This window comes from Fodinibius sp. Rm-B-1B1-1 (assembly GCF_038594945.1).
GTDB classification, from domain to species: domain Bacteria; phylum Bacteroidota; class Rhodothermia; order Balneolales; family Balneolaceae; genus Fodinibius; species Fodinibius alkaliphilus.
Genome location: NZ_JBCFYD010000002.1, coordinates 1151379 through 1174509, shown reverse-complemented (window position 1 = coordinate 1174509; position 23131 = coordinate 1151379). Strand labels below are relative to the sequence as shown.

The following is a 23131-nucleotide window of genomic DNA, read 5'->3' as shown; positions in this document are numbered from 1 at the left end:
TAAACCAACTATCACTATGATAAATCGTTCCTCATTTTATACCCGAATACTACCGGTCGTATTACTGTTTTCGGTTTCTGTGTTTACTCTGGGCTGTAGTAATACTTCCGAGCAGCAAGCAGATCCGCAAGAGCATATTGAGCACCCGGAGTGGTCGAAAAGTGCTAATATGTACGAGGTCAATATTCGGCAATATACCGAAGAGGGTACCTTCAAAGCGTTTCAGGAGCACCTGCCACGTCTTAAAGAAATGGGGATCGATATTCTTTGGTTGATGCCAGTCCATCCCATCGGAGAAAAGAAGCGCAAAGGAGAGTTGGGCAGCTATTATTCTATCAAGGATTACACGGCTGTAAATCCAAACTTTGGGACAATGGAAGACTTCAAAGAATTGGTTGAAGCAACTCATGAGCATGATATGAAGTTGTTTTTAGATTGGGTGCCCAATCATACGGCTTGGGATCATCCATGGACCGAAGAGCATCCTGAGTACTACATGAAGGATTCTACCGGTGCTATTACTTATGAGGCGGACTGGACTGATATTGCGCAGCTCAATTATGAAAACAAAGAGCTGTGGGATAAGATGATCGAAAAAATGAAGTTTTGGATTGAAGAGACCAATATTGACGGCTATCGCGTAGATCACGCGGGACATGATATTCCATTAGACTTTTGGAAACGAGCTATTCCTGAAGTGAATGAATCAAAAAAAGATTTCTTTTGGCTGGCCGAATGGAATACCCCTGAGATGCATCCTTGGTTCGATGCTACCTACACATGGGAGTTCTTTCACTTAATTACAGAAGTTGCAGCGGGTGAGGCTCCGGTTGATGAGATTACAGCACAGATAAAAAAAGATCAGGAGCGATTTCCAGATCATGCATATCGTCTCTATTTCACTTCCAATCACGATGAAAATTCCTGGAATGGTACCGACGAAGAGCTTTATGGTGATAATTTCGAAAATTTTGCAGTGTTAACTGCTACCATTGATGGTATGCCGTTGGTATATAGCGGACAGGAGACAGCCTTGGATAAACGGCTGGAGTTTTTCCAAAAAGATCCCATCGAATGGGAGGACGAAGAGTATGAAGATTTCTACCAAACGCTGTTTGAGCTGAAAGATCGTAATAAAGCGCTCTGGAATGGTCAGTATGGTGGTGATTTTGTACCAGTAGATACCGAATCAGACGGTCAAACGTATGCCTATAAACGGGTAAAAGGGGATGATGAAGTATTTGTGATCCTGAATTTTGAAGGTAGTGAGCAGGATATTTCTTTCCCCGATTTAGTGGAAGAAACGGAATACACCGATGTATTTAATGATGATACGATCACCGTTAACAGTGATGGCATTACACTTGGCGCCAATGCATATATAGTTCTTGAAAAATAACAGTCAGCGTGGTTTGAACTTTCTATCATCTCAATGAAAACATATTGCCATGAATAAACAGACGGAAAAGCCTAAGCTAAGTTTTTGGGATATCTGGAATATGAGCTTTGGCTTTTTGGGGATACAATTCGGATTTGCTCTCCAAAATGCCAACGTTAGCCGTATTTTTGAAACTCTCGGTGCAAGCGTGGATGATATTCCCATTTTGTGGATTGCGGCTCCGGTTACGGGATTGGTCGTCCAGCCCATTATTGGTCACCTGAGCGACCGCACTTGGAATAGCCTGGGTCGTCGAAGGCCCTATTTTCTATTTGGAGCAATCTTTGCGTCACTGGCATTAATTATCATGCCCAATTCGCCTGTGTTGTGGGTGGCAGCGGGTATGCTTTGGATTATGGATGCCTCGATTAACATTTCTATGGAGCCATTTCGAGCTTTTGTGGGGGATATGCTTCCCGCTGACCAGCATACCAAAGGATTTGCTATGCAGACCTTCTTTATTGGTACAGGGGCCGTGATTGCATCAGCATTGCCGTATATTATGACCAACTGGGTGGGATTGGCCAATACCGCTGGACCTGGTAAAATTCCGCCGGCCGTACAATGGTCGTTTTATATTGGTGCAGCTACTTTTTTGGGAGCTGTTCTATGGACGGTTTGGACGACAGAAGAGTATCCACCCGAAGAGCTTGATCGATATTCAGAAAATGAACCGGGAGAAGGGTCTATCATTGATGCCGCGAAAAAAGGAGAGATTGATACCGGTACTGCGCAGCGAAAGTTCACCATTGGTGGAGTTTTAATTGCTGCCGGACTTGCGTTAACCTATTATATTTATGGCGCTAATTTTGAGCAAGAGCTTTACATATTTAGCATTGGTGTAGCAGTATTTGGGTTGGTTATGGCTGTTGCCGGGTTTATGCAGCAGACATTGGGCAAAGATGAACACGGTTTGGTCGTGGTTGTTTCTGATTTTTTAAGTATGCCCAAAACGATGGTTCAGCTTTCGGCGGTGCAATTCTTTTCATGGTTTGCATTATTTGCCATGTGGATTTATACCACTGCTGCGGTTACGTCGCATGTATACGGAACCAGTGATACGACTACGGCGCTCTATAATGAGGGAGCCGATTGGGTGGGAATGTTATTTGCTATCTACAATGGGTTTGCAGCTCTTATTGCATTTGCATTGCCGTATTTTGCAAAATTGACCAGTCGCAAGATTGTGCATGCCGTTTCCCTGTTGATAGGAGGAGTAAGCCTTGCAAGTATCTATCTGATAAGTGACCCCATGATGCTCATTCTGCCTATGTTAGGCATTGGTGTAGCCTGGGGCAGTATTTTGGCTATGCCGTATGCTATTCTTTCGGGAGCCATTCCTGCCAAGAAGATGGGCGTGTATATGGGATTGTTTAATTTCTTTATTGTGATTCCACAGATTGTGGCGGCCAGTATTTTGGGAACCATGCTTAGAAATCTCTTTAGTGGGGAAGCAATCTTTGCCCTGATAGCAGGAGGGGGAGCAATGGCGTTTGCTGCCCTCATGATGATTTTTGTGGATGACAAAGCCGCACAAGAAATGAACGAGCCAGATGCTCTTGAACCTGCCGAATAATTATTTATTCCCATCCGGTGGCTGGGTTTGCCATCGGGAATATCATAGTCTGATGATTTATTGCCAGGCTATAGCTAAAGCAGAGTACCGAAAGGATAGTTTAATTGCCCAGGCTCTATTCGTTGTGCAGAGAGCTATGTAACCAGATTAGATAGTTAAGACGAATACAAAATGCCCGACCCATTAAAGGTGCCGGGCATTTTAAATAAGATTTCTTATGTGGAATAGTTCTTATTCCAACTCCAGGATAAGCACTGAACGGGCTGGAATTTCGAGGGTGTCCAACTCATACGTTTGGCCAGTAATAACATCGGTTCCTTTGCTAAAACCACCCAGTTGCTCGTAGTAGTAATCGGTGTCTAATGTTTTTGCTTCCTCCGCCTTGTTAAAAGCCACCATTACCGATTTTTCTTCGTTATATCGAAAGTAAACATAGGTACCATCATGATTGGGCGCATATTGCATGAGCTTGCCATCGTGGATAACGGGATTGTTCTTTCGCCAGTTGACCAGCTTTTTGACGAATGATTGGGCCTCTTTTTGCTTATCCGATAAGCCTTTACCCGTAAAACCGTTTTTGGTATCGCTTTCCCATCCCCCGGGGAAGTCTTCGCGGATTTGTCCGTGGTCGTGTTCTTTTTCGTTACTCATTAGTAGTTCCGTACCGTAGTAAAACTGCGGAATACCCCGCATCGTCATAATATAGGCCAGTCCCATTTTGTACAGGTCCAAGTCTTGGTTTACCTGACGATAAAAACGATCCATATCGTGATTATCGGGAAAGATCACCATATTAAAGGGATTGGCATATGCATAATCAAAACTCAGGGTTTCGTATAGGTCCACAAATCCACTGCCCCAGCTTTCTTCGCTGGTTAAGGCATCAACGAGGGTGGTCTGGATGGGGAAGTCCATCAGGCTGGGCAGGCAGGAACTAAAGTCGTCGGGCTTGTCGCTGCCGCGCTGCCATTTAGATATTACTAACGGATCAACACTCCATTCTTCACCTACAATATTAAAGTTCGGATACTCTTCCATAATGCGGCAGGTCCACTCAGCCATAAATTCCTGTCCGGCATAGGGATGGGTATCGTGACGAATGCCACCGAGTCCTGCATACTCGATCCACCAGAGGCTGTTGTAAATTAGGTAGTCGGCCAACAGGGGATTATCCTGATTTAAGTCGGGCATCGATTTCACAAACCAGCCGTCTGTCATTCGTTTTGTGTCGATATCAGAGGCGTAAGGATCGTGTAGTGTGGTTCGCCGGTGATTGGTTTGCTGATATTCATCGGGATAATGCACCCAGTCCTCGGTAGGCAGATCATTCATCCACCAGTGGTTAGAGCCCGAGTGGTTCATAATCATATCCATAACCAACTTGATACCCCGTTTTTCAGCTTCTTCACTCAGTTTTTTATAAAGCTCATTGCTTCCATACCGTGGATCTACTTTGTAATAATCGGTGGTGGCATAGCCATGATAGGAGGAACTTTTCATGGCATTTTCTTTTATGGGATTCAGCCAAATAGCCGTAAAGCCCATTTCTTCGATGTAATCCAGATGATTAATAATGCCTTGGATATCCCCACCGTGACGTCCGTAATCATCATCCCGATCGAGGGAGTCCTGGTAACCCGCTATGCTGTCGTTGTTGGAGTTACCGTTGGCAAAACGATCAGGCGTAATCAAGTACATCACATCCGAGGAGTTGAATCCTTGACGCTGAGCAGAGTTTTCCTCCCGCTCTTTGAGTTCATAGGCGTGACTAAGTTCCTGTTTGCCATCTTTCGATAAGGTAATATCAAAGGAGCCGGGCTCAGCATCCTTGGAGATATCCAGGTAGACAAACAGGTAGTTGTCGTTTTCTACCTTTTGGATACGTTTGATGATAACGCCTTTATAATCAATAGCAGGAGAGAGGTCCCCCACATCATCACCGTAGATCATAAGCTGGAGCTCGGGATTTTCCATCCCAACCCACCAATGAAGCGGCTCCACACGATCGATATTATAATCTTGGGCATGGGCGGATCCAAAGAGAAAGAGCGTGAAAAAAAGTGAGAGAATCAGCGAACGAAAGTTGTGATTTATGGGCATAATATTAGAGTTAGTATTATAAATGTGATCAAAAATAGAAACCTGATAAAGATTTTTGTTGAGTAATAATTGTAGTATTCTCGTGACCTTGCTGTGTCCCGACTTTCGGGGGTAGGGTCTGTTTCGGTATCATAATTTAATATTTACTTCACCATCATCATTTTTTTGGATTTGATCTCGCCACCGGCTTGTATTCGGTAAATATATACGCCCGAGGAAAGATGAGAAAAATCCACGGTGATTTCTTTGTCGGCTCCGGCAGTCTGTTCGCCTAAATCTTGTTCAAGAACTTTTTGTCCCAAGATATTAAAGACTTCCAAATGTACCTTGGCATCCTCGGGCAGGTCGTAGGGAATAGTAGTGGATGGATTGAATGGATTAGGGTAGTTTTGGTGTAGCTCTAATTTCTCAGTGGTCTTACCTTCTCCGTCACCATTTTTACTCTCAAACGAAACTGGATTACCGGCCGGCTTTTCAAACTTCTCGGTCGTATAAATATGAAATTCACCCGCTTGCATGGTAATGGTGGTATCGGTATCACTGACCGACAGCGTATCCCCGGAAAAGAAATCGTACCATTCACCGGACTGCGAAAACTGGGGCTGTAAATCGGCATCTTCAACATCAAAATTACCGGCAATAGTTACTTCCATTTTGGGATGGCTGATCGCAATTCGTTTGGTCGTACCATCGACGTTCATTGTCACCTCCGATTCTTTGGATGTAAAGGCTTCATGCGACGTACGAAGTTTGATAAGGGCTCTGTAGGTGTCATACAGTTTTTTACGTTCTTCATCGTCGTAATAATCCCATCGAATGGGTTTGGGCGATGTCCGGCAGGCATCATTAACAGAGCCATCTTCACAGTGATTAATGCTGTAATCGTAGCCTAATTCCCCAAACTGCCAGAACATTTTAGGCCCAGGTACGGGAAAGAAAAAGGCCGCTGAGAGCTTCACGCGATTTAATGCCGTATTTTCGTCTGTGATATCATAGTTGCCATTACTATTGCTGTCGCCGTAGTTAAGGTTTTCAAACATTAGACGCTCTTCGTCATGACTTTCCATATAGCCCAGTAAATTGGGGGCATCCCAGCTGCGCTCTTCATAATAAATGCCCGAAAAATCGCTTTCCTCGTTGTCGTTATACGCCATGGAGGCTTGTTTGTAATTGTAGTGTTGGTTGCCCCAAAGTAGCATGCCATAGTTGGAGAGTTCCTGCTCTTCGCTGTTAGCAGTCAGATGTTCAAGAATTACGTATGAAGAGTCATCTACTGCCCACTGCTGATCGGCCATGCGCTTAAGAAGCCGGATGCGATCATCATCCCGATCCCATCCGTCTCCGGAATTTTGAGTGAATCCCTTGGTGAAATCAAAGCGGTAGCCATCTGCATTAAATTCCTCCAGCCAGTAGCGGGTGACTCGATCCACGTAATACTTGGTGGCTTGTGACTCGTGATTGAAATCATATCCCCAGGAATAGGTTTGATTGGGAGATTCAACATTTAGGTATGGATTCTCAGCTATAGGTCGCCCGTAATCTCCCTCATTCCAGAGCCGTACCAGCGGTGATTGACCATACACGTGGTTCAGCACGATATCCAATATAATCGCCATGTCGCGTGAATGGGCTTCGTCAATGAATTCCTTAAGGTCTTCAGCAGGGCCGTAATATTTATCCGTTGCAAACAAAAAAGAGGAGTTGTAGCCCCAGCTGCTATTGCCCTCAAATTCCATCACCGGCATCAGTTCAATAGCATTAACACCCAGTCGGTCGAGATAGTCCAAGGTATCGGTAAGGGTTTTGTAATCGTGATTTTCTACAAAGTCTCGAACCAGCAATTCATAAATAACAAGCTCGTCATCCTCCGGGCGATCATATTGCTCGTGCTGCCATTGGTACTCAGCTTTGCCAGGTTGTAGTATGCCAACCGCAAAGTCAGTTTCCTTAGGGTAAGGTTGTAAGCCGGGATATGTTTCTTCGGATATATATTGGTCCTCGGGATGTAGGATCTTTTCCGAATAGGGGTCGGCCACGCGAACTTCTCCGTCCACCAAATATTGAAAGCCGTATTCCTTGTTAGGATCGGGTATATCAAATTCAATCCAGTAATAGCTACTATCAATATTTACTACTTCTTTGTTCATGAAGTAGTTAGGATCAATTTTCCAATTCGTAAAACCACCAATTACGTAGACAAACTCCTTGTCCGGCGCAAAAAGCGAAAGCCGAATGGTATTGTCATCCACGTAGGTAATACCGTCTTGCAGACCTTGTGGGCGTGCCTGTTCGGTCATTTCGGGATTTACAATTAGTTGCTGTGACAACGTATCTGAGGTGGCACCGTCAGTACCAGCCAGTGTAAGTGTGTAGTTTCCCTTAGTGGATGCGTTAAAATTGTACGAGAGACTTTGGTCTGTAACCTGTTCTTCCTCTTGTCCATCGATAAAGAGTGTGAGTTCGTATTCTGTGCTGTCGGTTATGGCGCTGCCTTCAATCGTGATACTGCTGTTTAGCTCGTAAAATGATGGGTCTTTGGTCGGATTGTCGAATTCGACTGTGAATCCTTCGTAAACAGTAGCAAAAATATCTTCTCCGTCGTCATCCTTGCCTTCCAGCGCTCCGTCGCTGCTTCGAAAAACGAATGCCATCTGCTCGATTGTTTCTTCTTCAGATACACCATAGTACTCCCGAATAGAGGGGGTGATTTCCAAGGTATAAAGATCCGGATTATTGGCATCACGCTCCATTTTCGCTTTTTCGATATTTTCGTCCCATTCGGCAACAACATATTTCCAATCTGAATTGTCTGTACTTTCATCAGTAATGACTCCTGTGTGGGCATAGACATCCCCGGAGTAGTCCTCGAGTCCGCCGGTCCCTTCGGTGGCGTCAAAGGTAATGGTCACAGACTGGTCGAAGGTAGGAAATTCTGGAACGGTTGTGATAACTTGCGCCTGCGCTGTAATAATAAGCCCCAATATAAATAGGAGCGTAGTAGTAATACGTCGCATAAAAAAGTAGAGTTAATAAAAAAGCCCACCCATCAATGGATGAGTGGGCTTTAATCTGATGATTAATTTTAACTTAGTTTTGTGTAACCGTGTAACTAAATGGTGCTTCACTAAGGTCAAGTTCAATGGTATAATTACCGGCTTCTTCAATAGCGATGTTACTACCACCTAATTCAAGCCTGCCGTCACCTTCGTCATCACCATATTCTATATCCCACGCATCGTTTGCACGGAATTTCATTTCACCTGCAGACAAGTTCAAATCAATAGTCCACACCTTATTTGCTGAATCATATGTCATATTATGGTCTGATATACCTTCATCTTCATTGGCCCATCCATTTGGTGTAGCACTACCAGTAACAGCCCATTCGGTATTTGTTACTGAATAGGTCAGGTCATTTAGGTCTACCTCCATATAATAGTATCCAGATTCGGTAAGAGAAATATTGTCTCCACCTTCATCTAAGGTACCATCAGCTCCGGTATCACCCCAGTCGCCATTATCCCAAGTGGGATCAGGAGTAAACTTAAAAAGATTATCTGTACCAGCCATATATACATAGCCCTCATACATATCATTGTCTTCAAAAGAGTAAAGGGCAGGAGCATCGCTTGGAGTCCAGTCAGTGCCTTCATTACTGGCTCCTTGATAGCCACCTGGTACGTAAATTTCCGGATAGCTAATCTCTGCAAAGTAAGGCGTAATTGCTATTGTTTTCGCTGTAGAAATTACTGGTGAAACTGATTCGTCCGGAAGAGAAGCAACTACTCTTAAATCAATTGAGTGCTCTTGACCTGTAGCGAATTCTTCACCGATAAGGGCATTATTTAGGTCTTGTGTTACAACATCATAAGAAGTTTGTTGCGTTCTATCGAGTTCAACAAAACCAGAGTCACTGCCAGCTTCGGCAAACTCAATGGTGTATGTTGGAGCCGATGAGAAACCGAAGTCAGGTTTAGACCATTCGATAGTCATTGCAACTTCTTCGGCATTTTCCTCATTAAGGGCAAAACTTTCACCAGATGAGGGAGAACTTATTTCGGGTGCTTCAGGATCTGAAGAGTTAGCAACAGGCCCAAGCTCCCCTTTGTCGCAAGAGGAGAAGATCAGGAGCCCGGCCAATAAAAATGATAGTAGGCTTAGTTTCTTCATAGTAATTCGGTTTTAATATTTAAAATCGTTTGACTCAGACTAAATCAGTAGCCCGGGTTTTGGGTTAAGTTTAGGTTTGAGTTTACATCGGCAGCAGGAATAGGGAACAGGTTATACCGATCATCTGTGCCTCTCCCATCAGAGGATTCTCCTTTCCATGACCAAACATATTCGTTGCCGGTAAATTGTCCATATCGAACGAGATCAGTTCGGCGATGGCCTTCCCAATACAGTTCTCTTCCTCGTTCATCGAGGATAAATTCGAGTGTAAGGTCACCAGAACTGATATCTGCTATATCAGAACCGTATGAACGTTCTCGGAGATCGTTTATAAGACCAACAGCTTTGTTCATATCACCCGAATTTCCACGCAATGTGGCTTCTGCGTACATTAGGTAGACATCGGCAAGGCGGAACATTGGGAAGTCAACATCTACAAAAACGGCATCTGATCCTGACTGGCCACTTTGTGTAACATTCTTCCACTTTGCAAGACCATAGCCATTTGTAAATTCTGCCAGTGTTGGAATTTCTTTTTCCTGGCCGTCAGTAAACAAGGTGTTTCGGCTATCAGCAGCATCAACCTCGTAGGTCATGTTGTTTAGATCTACAGTCATTCTGTGAAGACCTGGTTTTTGTAAGATGATATTACTTCCACCTGCTTCGAGATTTCCATCCGCTCCACCGTATGATTCATTCCAGTCTCGTTCAGCAGTAATTTGTATTTCTGCTCCTGCGCTGTTCACATAAAAGTAACCAGTGTATACATCGTCATTATTTTCTGAGACAAGGGGGGGAGCATCAGCCGGAGACCATTCGGCTCCATAACCACTATTTGGTTGATATCCACCGGGAACGTATACTTCGTTGTTTCCACCAGGATTTTCTGTTTCGTATCCTTCAAAACGTTCACCCTCATCCAGTTTATCTACAAACTGCGGAGTAGTGCGATGTCCGGCCCAGGCTTCGCCTGTGCCAAAATTAGATGGATTCATATTACCACCAATAGCAGCATGGTGGATGAAGGTTGTTCCACCGTACGTTTGGGTATTCACACCATCAAAGGGGATAGAGAAAATCAATCCTTCGGCTTCATGGTTATCGGCCATGAATAAGTGCTCATAATCTTCATCCAGGGTATAACCACCTTGATCAATCACATTGTTGGCATAAGTAACGGCATCGTCATAACGAGCTTCATCAGTATACACTTCTGCATTGAGGTACAGTTTCGTTAACAGCGTCCAAACGGCACCCTGATCAGCACGTCCATAATCGTTATCACCAGGGGCAGGCATTTCACTTTCAATTTCAGTGAGTTCAGTCTCAATGTAATTGAAGAGTTCCTGTGCACCAATTGGTTCTGGTTGGTAGGCCCCAACAGGATCGTCTTCGGTTACAAATGGTACGTTGCCACCAAACATATCGAGTGCATGCCAGTAACTAAGTGCCCGCAAAAAACGAGCTTCAGCAAGGTACTGCTGCACCTGCTGGTTGTCATTGCCTTGGGCATTACGAATAAACTCGTTAGCAAGGGCAATTTGATAGTATATTCGGCTGTAAAGCGCCATGACAAAGTCATTGGAGGCATTCCATTCTTGGTAGTTGAATTCGGGAAGGCCCGTATCATTCCATCCTACAACAGCTTCGTCTGTTGAGATTTCTTGCGCAACCCACAGCTGTCGAATATAGCTTGAAAAGCCTTCATCGATGCCCTGGATATCAGGATTACCTGCAGGTCCTTGTTGACCCGTAGTGGCAAACCCTGCATATAACTTAGCCAGTACTTGACGGTATTTATCTGGACCGGTGTATACTGACTCTGATGTTTCAACATCGTCATCAATCGGACTGGTATTGAGATCGTCCGTACACGAAGTAACAGTAACAGCCATTAAGGCAATTAGTGCTACCGAAACTATTTTTAGTTTTGTGTTAAACATAATGGTCGGTTTTAAAAAATTTCAATTAAAAGTTCAGGCTAAGGCCGAGAATAAAGGTACGTGGCCGTGGATATACTTCATTGTCTATGCCATTAAATACCTCGGGGTCAAGCCCACTGTAATTGGTTATTACAAAAGCATTTTGCACAGTACCAGAAACGCGCAGCGATTTAACCCGGTCAAACAGATTATTAAAACTGTATCCTACCGACATATTATCCATTCGGAGGAATGAAGCGTTTTCGACATAGTGATCAGACATATATTGCGCATTGCTGAATCCATAATCGTTGATGTCGGTCATTGCATTATTTAAATAGCCCTGACTGTTGTACATAAACTCGTATACCGTGTGATTAGACGCTACGTTATTGTATACATAGTTTCCAACATTTGCCCGGGCAGAGAAAGAGGCATCCCAATTTTTGTATTCAAACCTGGAAGAGAAGCCAAAGGTAAAATCAGGTGCAGGGTCTTCATAACGGTATTTATCATCAGCTGTTATCTGTCCGTCACCGTTACGGTCAACATAAACGCCGTCTAAGGGGTTTCCATTTTCGTCGTACACTTGTTCATACACAAAGAATGAACTTCGTGGATGCCCCTCACTGTGAATTTGAATGGTGTTACCTACGCCTCCAGAAATGCCACCGGTTTCTACGCCAATGTAGTTTTCAGACTCAACATTGGTAAGCTTGGTGATTTCGTTAACGTTGTGAGAAGCGTTAAATCCTACTTCTAAGTACGAATCTTCGGTAGATATCAAGCGTCCTGTTACATTAAACTCGAGCCCTTGTACTTCAAGCGTACCAATATTGGATAGGATTCGGTTCGTGAAGTTTGTACCAGCGGGAACAGGAATCACATTCAACAGATCGTCCGTTCTGCGATGATACGCTTCAACAGAACCAAACAGTCGGTCATTAAAGAACCCGTAATCTAAGGCGACATTATAGGTTGTCGTTTCTTCCCACTTTAGGTTCGCGTTATAACCTTCGGGACGCAGGGTAGTAACAAAATCGTTACCAAACAGATATCGTGCAGTGGATTCACTGGCTGTGTATCGTGCAAGATAGGGATAATCACCCTGGCCAATACGCTGCTGACCTGTTACCCCGTAACCCAAACGTAATTTGAGCTGGTTAAGGTCTTCAAACCCATCTAAGAAAGACTCTTCATGTATTTTCCAGGCAACTGCTGCAGAAGGGAAGAGTCCCCAGCGCTCATCTTCAGCAAACCGGGAAGTACCATCTTGACGCAAGGTAGCGGTTAATAAGTACTTATCATTGAACGTATAGTTCATTCGTCCAAAGAATGAGACAATATAATGTTCAGTTCTAAAGTCAGTGTCCTCATCAACAACCAACGTATCGGAGGTGTTGAAATTGGTAACATAATTAGAACTTTCTTCGTAATGATGTTCCCAGGAATATCCAGCTGTTACATCCAAATTACTGTTTATCGATTCCAAATCTTCTTTATAGTTCAGGTAGAAATCGAGGAGTTCATTTTCTTTTCGTTGATCGTAAGATTGACGTGTACCATTAGGTTCGCCTTCTCCAACATAGTCAAAAGCAGCTTGGTCTGTTATCCTGATACTTCCATCTCCTACATCAGAGTAGTCAAAACCAAGATTTAATGTAGCCGTTAAATTTTCCTGGAACGGCATTATATAGTCAAATTTAGCACTACCAATTGTACGATATGTCGTAGCTTCATCTTTAGTTTGTTCCAACAATGCCATTGGATTTGCCGGTGCAATCGAAATTGGATTACCATTTTGCCCCGTCCAGGCGTAATAGTTGCCAAAGTTATTTTCTACACTTACTGGTTTTGTGGGATCGTACGTAATAGCCGTATTAATGGCTCCACGCTCAGCAAACCGGTTATCAACACGTGATCCTTTTAAGTTAAGATCAACTTGTAAGTCATCATCAAGAAAAGAAGGATTCACTGCGATAGATCCCGTAAAACGATCCATACTGGATGTTTTGAGGATACCGTTGCTGCCATTGAACCCTAAAGAAACGCGATATGGGACGTTACTTGCTGCACCCGAGAAACTGATGTTGTGTTCTTGACTTATGGCATCATCATAAATTTGACTTTGCCAGTTTGTATTTGCATCCCCGAGTAGTTGTTGAGCAGATGGATTCAGGTTTTCTTCAACGGTCGAACGAAATTCATTAGCTGAAAGAACATCCACCTCTTTGGTTTTGGTTTGATACGAGAGTTTGCCGGTGTAGCTGGCTTCAAATCCTCGTTCGGCACTGCCGCGCTTGGTAGTGATAAGAATCACACCATTTGAAGCACGTGAACCATAAATGGCTGTTGCTGAGGCATCTTTCAGAATGGAAATTGATTCGATATCATTGGGATTAATAGTATTAAGTGGATTACGCATCCCTGAAACACTTTCCCCATCAAGAGGCACCCCGTCAACCACAAAGAGGGGATCGTTGCTTGCTGACAGGGAAGACCCACCGCGAATTCGTATGGTTGTTCCACTGCCGGGTGCACCATCATTTGATGTGACGTTAACACCAGCGGCTTTACCTTGAAACAATTCACCAGCATTCGTAACAGCTCCTTCGTTAAAATCACTAGCATTGACGGCTGTCACCGAACCGGTATTATCATCGACATCCTGTGTTCCGTAACCAATAACAACAACATCTTCTAACTGTTGTACATCGGGAGAGAGCGAAACTTCGATGTTTTGTTGTCCGTTAAGAGGTACTTCTTGGGTAACGTAACCGACAAAAGAAAAGACCAGTGTTTCTTCTAATGAAGGTACATTTAAGGTGAATTCACCGTCTATGTTAGTAGCCGTTCCGCGTTCGGGCATATCTTTGACCGTAATATTAACACCGGGCAGGGTTTCACCTGTTTCGGCATCTATTACCGTTCCCGAAACGGAAGTCTGTGCTAATCCGGGTAGTGTAAGACCCAAGATCAGGCATGACGTAATGAGTAGCTTTTTGATAGGTATCATAGAGTTTGGTTTAGATTATTGTGGATATTCTGAACATACTTTTCAGTAGCTAAGTGTGTTGATCGAATTTAAAATGTTACTTATGAAAGCGCTTACATTCCGTACAAAAAAATAAGGATTCCAGTAGATTATGTAAGCGCTTTCATTGCTTCTGATATCTAAGGATTTCTATGGAGAGTTTCAAGTGGTTTTAAATTACATTTTGCTCATACCTTCAGCAATGATATTGCCTGAAGGTATTAAATTTTCGGTTGATATTGTTGCGGGGATGAAATGATTTTGGGTGTTATCGGGTTTACTATCTCTCGAATCAAAAATAATTAAGAATGGATTGTATGCGAGAACAGGTAACAACGCTGGGAGAATTAAGGGCTTCGGATTGGCAATCGAAATCGGTGAAAGAAGAAGTGCGTCAAAATCTTATTAAAAAGATAAAAGCCGATGAGCCGATCTTTTCCAATATTTTGGGATATGATAATTCGGTAATCCCTCAGTTGCAAAATGCGCTGTTGTCCAAGCATGATATTATTTTACTGGGGCTAAGGGGGCAGGCCAAGACGAAGATATTACGTCAGCTTACAGTCTTGTTGGATGAGTATATGCCTATTGTGCGGGGATCAGAGATCAACGATGATCCTTTTAATCCAATATCAAAATATGCCCGTGAGCTGGTGGATGAAAAAGGCGATGATACGCCGATTGAATGGATACACCGAAGTGAACGCTATGGCGAAAAACTGGCTACCCCGGATACGGCTGTGGCAGATCTTATTGGTGATATTGATCCTATTAAAGCAGCGGCTGAAAAACTAACCTTGGCCAATGAAAATGTGATCAATTTTGGATTGGTCCCCCGTACCAATCGGGGAATTTTTGCTATTAACGAGCTTCCTGATCTGCAGCCGCGTATACAGGTGGCGCTCCTTAATATTATGCAGGAGCGCGATATCCAGATTCGAGGTTTTAATGTGCGTATCCCGCTGGATGTACTGATGGTGTTTTCTGCCAATCCCGAAGATTATACCAACCGTGGTAGTATTATCACACCGCTAAAAGATCGAATCGACTCCCAGATTTTAACGCATTATCCCAAAGAGTTAGACACGGGAATGAAAATTACCGATCAAGAGGCCTGGATTTCCAGAGATAGTGCCATTGAGGTTACGGTTCCTTCTATTATTAAAGAGTTGTTAGAACAGGTGGCGTTTGTAGCTCGTGAATCGGAATACATCGATCAGAAAAGCGGAGTTTCTACAAGAATGACGATTACGGCGATGGAGCAACTGGTTTCTGCGGCAGAGCGCAGGGCATTAACAAATGGTGAGGAGAATACGACGGTTCGTATTACGGATGTGTTTCATATTTTGCCGGCGTTGACTGGAAAGCTGGAACTTGTTTATGAAGGTGAGCAGGAGGGGGCTCTCAATGTAGCCAAGCATATCATTGGTAAAGCGATAAAGAAAACATTTGCCCAGTATTTTCCTGATCCTGCAGAGCAGAAGAAAAGTGAGGAAAACATGTACCAACCGGTTTTAGATTGGTTTGCTGATGGAAATACACTGGAGATTGGTGATACCATAAGTCAGGATGAATATGAGCAAAAATTGAAATCTGTAGAAGGTTTAGCTTCTCTTGTAGATGGCAATTCACTGTTGGATAAGAGTAGCAATAAGTTTGTATTAATGGATTTTGTGATTGAAGCGTTGCACCAGCATTCGATGGTGGGTAAAGAGGATTTAGACAATGTCCGAAGTTATTCGGATATGCTGGGTAGCATGCTCGGATCTATTGACGATCTGGATGATTTCGATGATTTTGATAAGTGATTGTGATTGCAAGTAGGTTGATAAGGCCTTATATTTAGCGACTGAATAAAGCAATAAAGAAATTAATTGATCCCATGAAAGACGGAATTCACCCAGAGTACAACGAAATCACGGTTGTGATGAGCGATGGTACAGAATTTAAGACTCGCAGTACGATGGATACCCAAGACGGTGTGTATCGAAGCGAGGTTGATTCTAAAAACCATCCCTTTTACACCGGTAACATGAACTTCCAGAAGAAGGCCGGACGTATCGATCGTTTCAAGAAGCGTTACGGAAAAGAAGACTAAGTACTGGAAGATTTGGAATTTTGGGGTGCATTTCGATGAGAGATGCATCCTTTTTTTTATTTGTGAAAACTATATAGCCCATCCATTTTTATGAATATATCTTCGTTTACTGTTGGACCTTTTGCTGAAAATACTTATCTGTTGACCGAAGGAGGGGAGGCCTTGCTAATTGATCCCGGTTTTGTAGAAGATCAAGAATTTGAGCACGTAAAAAAGAAGCTTCGGGAGCATGATATTGATCTCCTTGCGGTACTGCTAACACATGCCCATGTCGATCATGTATTGGGATTACAGCGTGTGCTGGATGATTTTGATGTGCCCGTCTATCTTAGTGAAAGGGATCGGTACTTGTGGAATAATTTCGGGTCCCAGGCGGCGATGTTCGGCCTAACTTCCAATGATTTTGATTTTGAGCCGGAAGTATTACCCGTTACAGAAGAATGGCAGATTGGTGATTTTTCGTTTGATGTGCGCTACACGCCGGGTCATGCGCCCGATCATGTATCCCTGTATAGTTCAGAGGATGGAATTGTTATTGCCGGAGATGCTCTCTTCCGAGAAGGCATTGGACGAACTGATCTTTACAAAGGAGATTTTAAGGTGTTGGAAAAAGCAATTCGTGAACAGCTTTATTCCCTTCCGGATGATACAGTGGTGTATCCCGGACACGGGCCAAAAACGACTATTGGGCACGAAAAGCAGGCCAATCCCTTTGTAAAAGCATAGGTTACTCTCCTTCGTTTTCTTCTCGTAAAGCTTTCAACCGAGCTATCTCTTCGTTATAGTGGTCCTTTTTATTAGGATGAAGATTTATTAGCTGCTCATATGTATTGATGGCAGCACTAAATTTTCCTTGCCGTTCATGAATTTGAGCCAGGGTTTCTGATACGATATCATCGACATTATCACCTGGCATTTGTTTTTTAGATTTAGTTTGTGTCTCTTCTTCTTTTTGCGGACGAATCCTCTTTGATTCTACAGAAGAAAGTTTTTCAATGAGGGAGTCCAGATTAAGAACCGGGCCGGGTTCATCAATCGTAGAAGAGGTTTTTGTAGAAGCAGATGTAGATTCAGGGGTCCATGCTTCTAAAGTGTTAGGATGACTCAAATAGTAATGCAGCTTTTCAAAGAAAGGACTGCCGGGAGCAAATATCCGTGCCTTGAGAGCTTCGTCTACCGCTTGATCGTCCATACCTTCGAGGTGATAAAACCAAGCCAAAAGAAAGTGTCCCACCGCATCGGGACCACGTTTTTTGAGCTGTTTTTTTAAGCGTTTTGTTGCTTCAATAGGTTCTTTATCAAAATGTTCGGCATACGAAGCAAGAGATTTAGGAATTTTGAACGGTAATTGAGGCATTGGCTAAATTTTACTGATTCCCAACCGATTTAGAGTTCAATTATATACACAGATTTATAAAAACGATCAAAATGGAATTTGATATTACCAACCGCTTACAGCATCGTTAAACATATTATTAGCCACTTGATTGAGGGCTTCAGCAGCGGCATTGGTTTCTCCTTCGATAGGATTTTCATTGGTATCGTATGTTTCTGATCCCCGGAAAGTGCTACTCCATTCTGCCTGTTCGTTGTCGGTGTATTGAAAAGTAGCCCGAACGGTAATAGTAACTTCATTAAGGCTACTTTGTCCCTCACCCGTTACACTAAATGGTTCGTTGGCATAGTTGGTAATAGATCCTTCCAGAACTGCATCGGCAACATCCCGAGAATTGGCAAGCTGTAAACGGGTTTGATTGATAAAACGATTAATGAGTGCTTCATTTAGACGATCACTTAGGTTACCAACACCCCCTGACGATTGATCTGCAAAGAAGGGAATATAAATAGAATTTACATCATCGGGGATTGAGGTGCCGGTAAAACTATAGCGAAAACAACCACTTAGCGCAAATGCGATAATGAGTATCGCAACTACACCTGAATTATTATTGTAGATCATATTGGTCCAGCTTACGGTAAAGAGTACGTTCACTTACGCCCAGGGCTTCGGATGCTTTGCGCCGGTTGCCATCATATTTTTTAAGAGCTTGTTCGATCAAAAACTGTTCGGCCTTTTCAATAGAAGGAATATTCTCTTCACTAAAAAATTTCGAAAATGCATTTTCTTCCGTTTCATCTTCTTCAGAAATATCAGCTTCCGTAAAAGAATCGATACCTCCAATTTCTTCATCTGCGGCATCACCTACGTTTATGTCCCTATCTGACATATTACCTTGGCTAAACTCATCTTGGATGTTCTGAGGTAATGCTTTCATATTTTTTTGCGAGAAGGTGGAGTAGAGAAATGTACCCAACATTTTTTTCAGGTCGCCAATATCACTTTGCAGTTCAACCAAAGCCCGGTAAATAAGACGTTGGTCTTCACCACCAAGGGAGCCGTTGGATTGTTGATTGGACTCTTTATCCGCAAGAATAGGTAAGTTATCAGCTGAACCGGTATGTTGCCGTCCCTTGAGGTATTTCTGAAGTGTATCAGTATCAATGAATTGTGACTTTTCGAGTACAACCAGTTGCTCGGCTACATTTCGAAGTTCACGGACGTTCCCCGGCCAACGATATGAAATTAAAAGCTCTTTGGCTTCATCTGAAAATCCTTTAAAAACAGAATCGTATTTGGCAGAAAATTCAGTAACAAATTTTCGAAATATGGGGATAATATCATCGGGACGCTCGCGAAGAGGGGGGAGCTTAACCTTGACCGTATCCAGCCGGTAATACAAGTCTTCTCTGAATTCTTCATCCTGAACCAACTGCCACAAATCTTTATTGGTAGCTGCTACAACACGGACATCTGTTTTTCGAACTTTACTGGAGCCTACACGGAAATATTCCCCCGTTTCAAGGACACGCAATAATTTTACTTGTACATTTGCGGGAGTATCGCCAATCTCATCCAAAAAGATGGTACCGTTGTCAGCTTTTTCAAAATACCCTTGACGTGCTTCGTGTGCTCCGGTAAAAGCACCTTTTTCGTGACCAAAAAGTTCACTTTCAATAATCCCTTCGGGAATGGCTCCACAGTTGACAATCACCATATCGTTATCTTTGCGGTGACTAATCTCGTGGATGGCTTTGGCGGTTACATCCTTACCAACTCCACTTTCACCTTGAAGAAGGACGGTAATATCAGTATCGGCCACTTGGATAACTTTGTCAATGACTTGCTTTAGCGCGGCCGATTCGCCAATAAGTCCAAATTGTTCTTGAAATGCTTCACGATCCATAGAGGAGAAGCTGATTAAACTAAATTTGTATTAAGCTCTTTTATGTATATAAAGGTAATAATTACTGCTTTAGATCCATAAACAATTAATGTGAATTGTCCGGTCAGCAGGGGTTCGTATTAAGTAATAATTGACGATTAAGCCGCAACAGTTTCTTGGTCATACTCTTTAATACTACTTTTCTTGATAACATCACCCATCAAAGTTGCAGAGGTACAGTCGGTAATGGTCACTTCAACATAGTCGCCTTTTTCGAGATTATCTTGACGGTCAAAAACAACCATTTTATTTGTATCGGTACGGCCGCATAGTTGCTCATCAGAGCGCTTACTGGTGCCTTCAACCAAGACAAGATGACGTCGGCCAATTTCTTTTTTGTTGAGCTCTTCCTGGATATTCATTTGCTGTTCAATAATCTCTGAGAGACGACGTTTTTTAACATCTTCCGGCACATCGTCTTCGTATTTGCGCTGAGCTAAGGTGCGTCCGCGTTCAGAATAAGCAAACATATACGCAAGATCGTATTTCACCTTGGCCATAAGTGACATCGTATCCTCATGCTCTTCTTCGGTCTCTCCACAAAAACCAGTAATAATATCGGTCGATAAGGTAACTCCCGGAATGATATCTCGCATTTTTTCAACCAGTTCTAAATATTGTTCGCGGGTATACGGACGTCGCATTCGTTCGAGCACCTCGTTATTTCCGGATTGAGCTGGAATGTGGATATAATTACAGAGGTTTGGTTGCTCGGCAATAATTTCGAGCAATTCTTCCGGGAAGTCTTTGGGATGTGGAGAGGAGAAGCGAATGCGCATTTCTGGATCAACCTGGCTGGCCTTGTACATCAGATCGGCAAAAGAATTTTCCCCATCGTCGTAAGAGTTTACGTTTTGTCCCAGCAGGGTAACCTCTTTATATCCTTGATTGCTAAGCTGTTGAAGTTCTTCAATAATACTGTCAGCCTTGCGACTGCGTTCTCGTCCACGTGTAAAGGGAACCACGCAAAATGCACACATATTATCGCAGCCACGCATAATCGTAACAAAAGCACTCACCCCATTATCATTTCGGCGCACCGGCTTGATATCAGCATAGGTTTCTTCGAGCGAAAGGATCGTATTTACAGCTTTGCGTCCGTCATCGACATCCGAAAGCAACTTGGGCAGGTCGCGATAGGCATCCGGACCTACGACAAGATCAACGAGCTCTTCTTTTTCCATAATTTTTTCGCGGATACGTTCGGCCATACAGCCCAGAACGCCTACTGTCATGTCTTTGTCTCGTTCCCTTTTAAGTGCTTTAAACTCTTTAAGGCGATTCCAAACGCGTTCTTCGGCATTTTCCCGGATCGAACAAGTGTTAATAAAAACAACTTCAGCATCGTCAGGTTCGTTGACCGGCTGCATGCCTTCTTCCATCAAAATGGAGTTGACAATTTCGGTGTCAGAAACGTTCATTTGACAGCCGTACGTTTCGATATAAAAGTTACGTTGATCCACGTTAGAACGGTGTTTTGTTACGAATTGATTAGACTGGTGAATATAAGGAGAGTTTAGCTCTTTATGAAGCTGTTGTTTTAGGTTGGTAACAGGGTATAAAGAGCCAAAGGTTTATCTTATGACGATATTAAGAATTTCAAAATGCAGGTCTGGTTACAACGATAAACGTTGCAACCAGATAAAAGCACTTGAAAAAGTATAGATTTAATTTGGCCAGGTGTCGGGAGTTTTACGCCATTCGGCCAATGTCTCCAGATCAGATTTATTCACGTAATCGTGTTCGCTGGCTACATCAATAAGCGTAGAATAGTCGGTAAGGGTAAACATAGGTACGCCCGCATCCTTAAATCGTTTGGTCGCTTTATCAAATCCATAGGTGAAAATGCTTAGCACGGCTTCAATTTCGGCGCTGATAAACTGCAGGGCTTCGACTACTGAAATAGCCGACCCGCCGGTAGAAATAAGGTCTTCAATAATTACCGTGGTTTCGCCTTTTTGGATGCCACCTTCAATCTGGTTACCCAGCCCGTAAGCTTTTGCTTTGGCACGGACATATGACATTGGTTTATCCATATTTTCGGCTACCCAAGCCGCGTGGGGGATACCTGCAGTGGCGGTACCCGTAATGACATCAACGTCAGAATATTTTTCGTTTATAAATTCAACGAACTTTTTCGCAATCTTCTTACGTATTTTTGGATAACGCATCGTCAGCCGGTTATCACAATAGATAGGGGAATTCCAACCCGAAGACCACGTAAATGGATCGTTGGGGCGGAGGATAACCGCGTTAATCTTAAGTAAATCGAGTGCAATTTCTTTTGAAAATTGTTGATCAATAATCATATCCAATTCTTTTCAGTTTATTTTGTGATCAAATACTCACTGATGATAGTGCAATTTTATTAAGGTGTTAGAATCCAAATATTATGATTAGATGATATCTAAAATAAAAAGTAATCCATGCATACAGATAAAGGCATATACGCCTGCCAGGAGATCATCTAACAAAATGCCCCAGCCACCTGGTACGCTTTGCAGCTTGTTGACCCCCAGTGGTTTTTGAATATCAAAAAAACGAAAGAAGATAAAACCAACAAGCAGGAGCGATAAATCGTATGTCAGTTCTCCTGTAAATGAGATAGCAACAAATGCCATAGCCTGGCCAGCAAACTCATCCATCACCAGGGGAGAAGGGTCGCCGCCCCATGCTTCTTCGCATGCCTCTGATACCCATACGGTCAAAAATGAAAAGAGTACAGTTAGTAAAGCCATTCCTATAACAGGACTATACGTCCCCATAAAGTAAATAGGAAATAGCGCAAAGAAGCTACCCCATGTGCCGGGGGCATTGGGCAAAAATCCCGCATAGAAACAACTACCGAGTATCGGTTTTAGTTTTGGCATCACTGTGTATTGAAAAAATATTTTTATTTATATAAATGTATTCTAATCCTGAGTATACGGTGATAATAACGATGGCGATCATGGCCCATCCTAAAAGCCCGGACTCTAATAGCTGAATGCAGTAGGCACTAAGCCAGACATCCGTTTCGATAAAAACACCTACCATTAATACCAGATACAAAAAGAACATCTGGCTCAGGGTTTTTACTTTGGCTGTAAGTCGGGTATCCATAGTGATGTTACGGTAGTCAGCCAGCATACGCATCCCTGTAACTAAAATATCCCTAAAGACGATAACCCCTATAGCCCACCATGGAAATTGTCCGGCATCAATAAAGGGCAAACAGATAAAACCTGCAAAAGTTAAAAATTTATCAGCCAGTGGGTCTAAGAAAACCCCGTAATCGCTTTCTACACCATATAGTCGCGCAATATATCCATCAAAAAAATCGGTGACTACAGCAACGGCAAAAATACCTACACTAAGAGCACGCCACACTACTTCGTCCTGAACATACAGGATCAAAAAGATAGGAGCTAAAATTATCCGGATGGTGCTCAGTATGTTGGGTATTCGACGCACGGCCCAAAGATAGTAATTGTTATAGAGAATTAAATCTTTTTTGTAGAGCAATTATT

Annotated in this window: 17 protein-coding genes; 5 read left to right on the top strand and 12 right to left on the bottom strand. The window is 43.0% G+C overall.

Annotated features, from left to right (window positions below; genetic code table 11):
* Window positions 1-16: 16 nt before the first annotated feature.
* Together AAFH98_RS12480 and AAFH98_RS12475 are read left to right on the top strand one after the other, a co-directional pair.
* The gene (locus tag AAFH98_RS12480) at window positions 17-1399 is read left to right on the top strand and encodes an alpha-amylase family glycosyl hydrolase (RefSeq protein ID WP_342523052.1); all 1383 of its coding nucleotides are present in this window, start codon (window positions 17-19) and stop codon (window positions 1397-1399) included.
* 49 nt (window positions 1400-1448) lie between these two features.
* Window positions 1449-3014 (top strand): MFS transporter, encoded by a 1566-nt coding sequence (locus AAFH98_RS12475; RefSeq protein WP_342523051.1) that lies wholly within the window; start codon window positions 1449-1451, stop codon window positions 3012-3014.
* Window positions 3015-3245: 231 nt separating this feature from the next.
* Here the strand turns inward: AAFH98_RS12475 and AAFH98_RS12470 are convergent, their stop codons facing one another.
* From AAFH98_RS12470 to AAFH98_RS12450, 5 genes are all read right to left on the bottom strand, one after another.
* Window positions 3246-5114, bottom strand: coding sequence for a glycoside hydrolase family 13 protein (locus AAFH98_RS12470; RefSeq protein ID WP_342523050.1), 1869 nt, complete (start codon window positions 5112-5114; stop codon window positions 3246-3248).
* A gap of 143 nt (window positions 5115-5257) precedes the next feature.
* Window positions 5258-8128 carry an alpha-amylase family glycosyl hydrolase gene (locus tag AAFH98_RS12465; protein ID WP_342523049.1) on the bottom strand — a complete coding sequence of 957 codons (2871 nt, stop codon included), beginning with the start codon at window positions 8126-8128 and terminating at the stop codon, window positions 5258-5260.
* 73 nt (window positions 8129-8201) lie between these two features.
* On the bottom strand, window positions 8202-9284 hold the full coding sequence (locus AAFH98_RS12460; RefSeq protein WP_342523048.1) for a SusE domain-containing protein: 1083 nt from the start codon (window positions 9282-9284) through the stop codon (window positions 8202-8204).
* Window positions 9285-9328: 44 nt separating this feature from the next.
* Window positions 9329-11227, bottom strand: coding sequence for a RagB/SusD family nutrient uptake outer membrane protein (locus AAFH98_RS12455; protein ID WP_342523047.1), 1899 nt, complete (start codon window positions 11225-11227; stop codon window positions 9329-9331).
* A 25-nt stretch (window positions 11228-11252) separates the two neighbouring features.
* Window positions 11253-14222, bottom strand: coding sequence for a SusC/RagA family TonB-linked outer membrane protein (locus AAFH98_RS12450; protein ID WP_342523046.1), 2970 nt, complete (start codon window positions 14220-14222; stop codon window positions 11253-11255).
* A gap of 326 nt (window positions 14223-14548) precedes the next feature.
* Between AAFH98_RS12450 and AAFH98_RS12445 the strand changes: the two genes are divergently transcribed.
* The 3 genes from AAFH98_RS12445 (at window position 14549) to AAFH98_RS12435 (ending at window position 17064) form a co-directional block, all read left to right on the top strand.
* A complete protein-coding gene (locus AAFH98_RS12445) occupies window positions 14549-16048 on the top strand; it encodes a sigma 54-interacting transcriptional regulator (RefSeq protein WP_342523045.1) in 1500 nt (499 codons plus the stop codon).
* Between the two features lie 74 nt (window positions 16049-16122).
* A complete protein-coding gene (gene rpmE, locus AAFH98_RS12440; protein WP_342523044.1) occupies window positions 16123-16338 on the top strand; it encodes a 50S ribosomal protein L31 in 216 nt (71 codons plus the stop codon).
* Window positions 16339-16428: 90 nt separating this feature from the next.
* Window positions 16429-17064, top strand: coding sequence for an MBL fold metallo-hydrolase (locus tag AAFH98_RS12435; protein ID WP_342523043.1), 636 nt, complete (start codon window positions 16429-16431; stop codon window positions 17062-17064).
* Window position 17065: 1 nt separating this feature from the next.
* Here AAFH98_RS12435 and AAFH98_RS12430 read toward each other — a convergent pair whose 3' ends face one another.
* From AAFH98_RS12430 to AAFH98_RS12400, 7 genes are all read right to left on the bottom strand, one after another.
* Window positions 17066-17695: a tetratricopeptide repeat protein gene (locus tag AAFH98_RS12430; protein WP_342523042.1), complete on the bottom strand. Its 630-nt coding sequence runs from the start codon at window positions 17693-17695 to the stop codon at window positions 17066-17068.
* Between the two features lie 84 nt (window positions 17696-17779).
* Window positions 17780-18298 (bottom strand): LptE family protein, encoded by a 519-nt coding sequence (gene lptE, locus AAFH98_RS12425; RefSeq protein WP_342523041.1) that lies wholly within the window; start codon window positions 18296-18298, stop codon window positions 17780-17782.
* The gene (locus tag AAFH98_RS12420; RefSeq protein ID WP_342523040.1) at window positions 18285-19583 is read right to left on the bottom strand and encodes a sigma-54 dependent transcriptional regulator; all 1299 of its coding nucleotides are present in this window, start codon (window positions 19581-19583) and stop codon (window positions 18285-18287) included. Before AAFH98_RS12420 ends, lptE begins: the two co-directional genes overlap by 14 nt.
* A 137-nt stretch (window positions 19584-19720) precedes the next feature.
* Complete coding sequence (miaB, locus tag AAFH98_RS12415; protein ID WP_342523039.1) at window positions 19721-21085, bottom strand: tRNA (N6-isopentenyl adenosine(37)-C2)-methylthiotransferase MiaB; 1365 nt, start codon at window positions 21083-21085, stop codon at window positions 19721-19723.
* Window positions 21086-21289: 204 nt separating this feature from the next.
* Window positions 21290-21931, bottom strand: coding sequence for an orotate phosphoribosyltransferase (gene pyrE / locus AAFH98_RS12410; RefSeq protein WP_342523038.1), 642 nt, complete (start codon window positions 21929-21931; stop codon window positions 21290-21292).
* Window positions 21932-22018: 87 nt separating this feature from the next.
* Window positions 22019-22492, bottom strand: a complete 474-nt coding sequence (locus AAFH98_RS12405; RefSeq protein ID WP_342523037.1) for a phosphatidylglycerophosphatase A family protein — start codon at window positions 22490-22492, stop codon at window positions 22019-22021.
* Window positions 22464-23126, bottom strand: a complete 663-nt coding sequence (locus AAFH98_RS12400; protein WP_342523036.1) for a CDP-alcohol phosphatidyltransferase family protein — start codon at window positions 23124-23126, stop codon at window positions 22464-22466. Before AAFH98_RS12400 ends, AAFH98_RS12405 begins: the two co-directional genes overlap by 29 nt.
* Between the last annotated feature and the right edge of the window lie 5 nt (window positions 23127-23131).

Excerpts from the sequence above, each read along its gene's own strand:
- AAFH98_RS12435 (WP_342523043.1), top strand. The coding sequence starts at position 16,429 with ATGAATATATCTTCGTTTACTGTTGGACCTTTTGCTGAAAATACTTAT.
- AAFH98_RS12460 (WP_342523048.1), bottom strand. The coding sequence starts at position 9,284 with ATGAAGAAACTAAGCCTACTATCATTTTTATTGGCCGGGCTCCTGATC.
- AAFH98_RS12405 (WP_342523037.1), bottom strand. The coding sequence starts at position 22,492 with ATGCCAAAACTAAAACCGATACTCGGTAGTTGTTTCTATGCGGGATTT.
- lptE (WP_342523041.1), bottom strand. The coding sequence starts at position 18,298 with ATGATCTACAATAATAATTCAGGTGTAGTTGCGATACTCATTATCGCA.
- AAFH98_RS12445 (WP_342523045.1), top strand. The coding sequence starts at position 14,549 with ATGGATTGTATGCGAGAACAGGTAACAACGCTGGGAGAATTAAGGGCT.
- AAFH98_RS12420 (WP_342523040.1), bottom strand. The coding sequence starts at position 19,583 with ATGGATCGTGAAGCATTTCAAGAACAATTTGGACTTATTGGCGAATCG.
- AAFH98_RS12480 (WP_342523052.1), top strand. The coding sequence starts at position 17 with ATGATAAATCGTTCCTCATTTTATACCCGAATACTACCGGTCGTATTA.
- AAFH98_RS12450 (WP_342523046.1), bottom strand. The coding sequence starts at position 14,222 with ATGATACCTATCAAAAAGCTACTCATTACGTCATGCCTGATCTTGGGT.
- AAFH98_RS12465 (WP_342523049.1), bottom strand. The coding sequence starts at position 8,128 with ATGCGACGTATTACTACTACGCTCCTATTTATATTGGGGCTTATTATT.
- pyrE (WP_342523038.1), bottom strand. The coding sequence starts at position 21,931 with ATGATTATTGATCAACAATTTTCAAAAGAAATTGCACTCGATTTACTT.
- AAFH98_RS12475 (WP_342523051.1), top strand. The coding sequence starts at position 1,449 with ATGAATAAACAGACGGAAAAGCCTAAGCTAAGTTTTTGGGATATCTGG.
- rpmE (WP_342523044.1), top strand. The coding sequence starts at position 16,123 with ATGAAAGACGGAATTCACCCAGAGTACAACGAAATCACGGTTGTGATG.
- AAFH98_RS12430 (WP_342523042.1), bottom strand. The coding sequence starts at position 17,695 with ATGCCTCAATTACCGTTCAAAATTCCTAAATCTCTTGCTTCGTATGCC.
- AAFH98_RS12470 (WP_342523050.1), bottom strand. The coding sequence starts at position 5,114 with ATGCCCATAAATCACAACTTTCGTTCGCTGATTCTCTCACTTTTTTTC.
- AAFH98_RS12455 (WP_342523047.1), bottom strand. The coding sequence starts at position 11,227 with ATGTTTAACACAAAACTAAAAATAGTTTCGGTAGCACTAATTGCCTTA.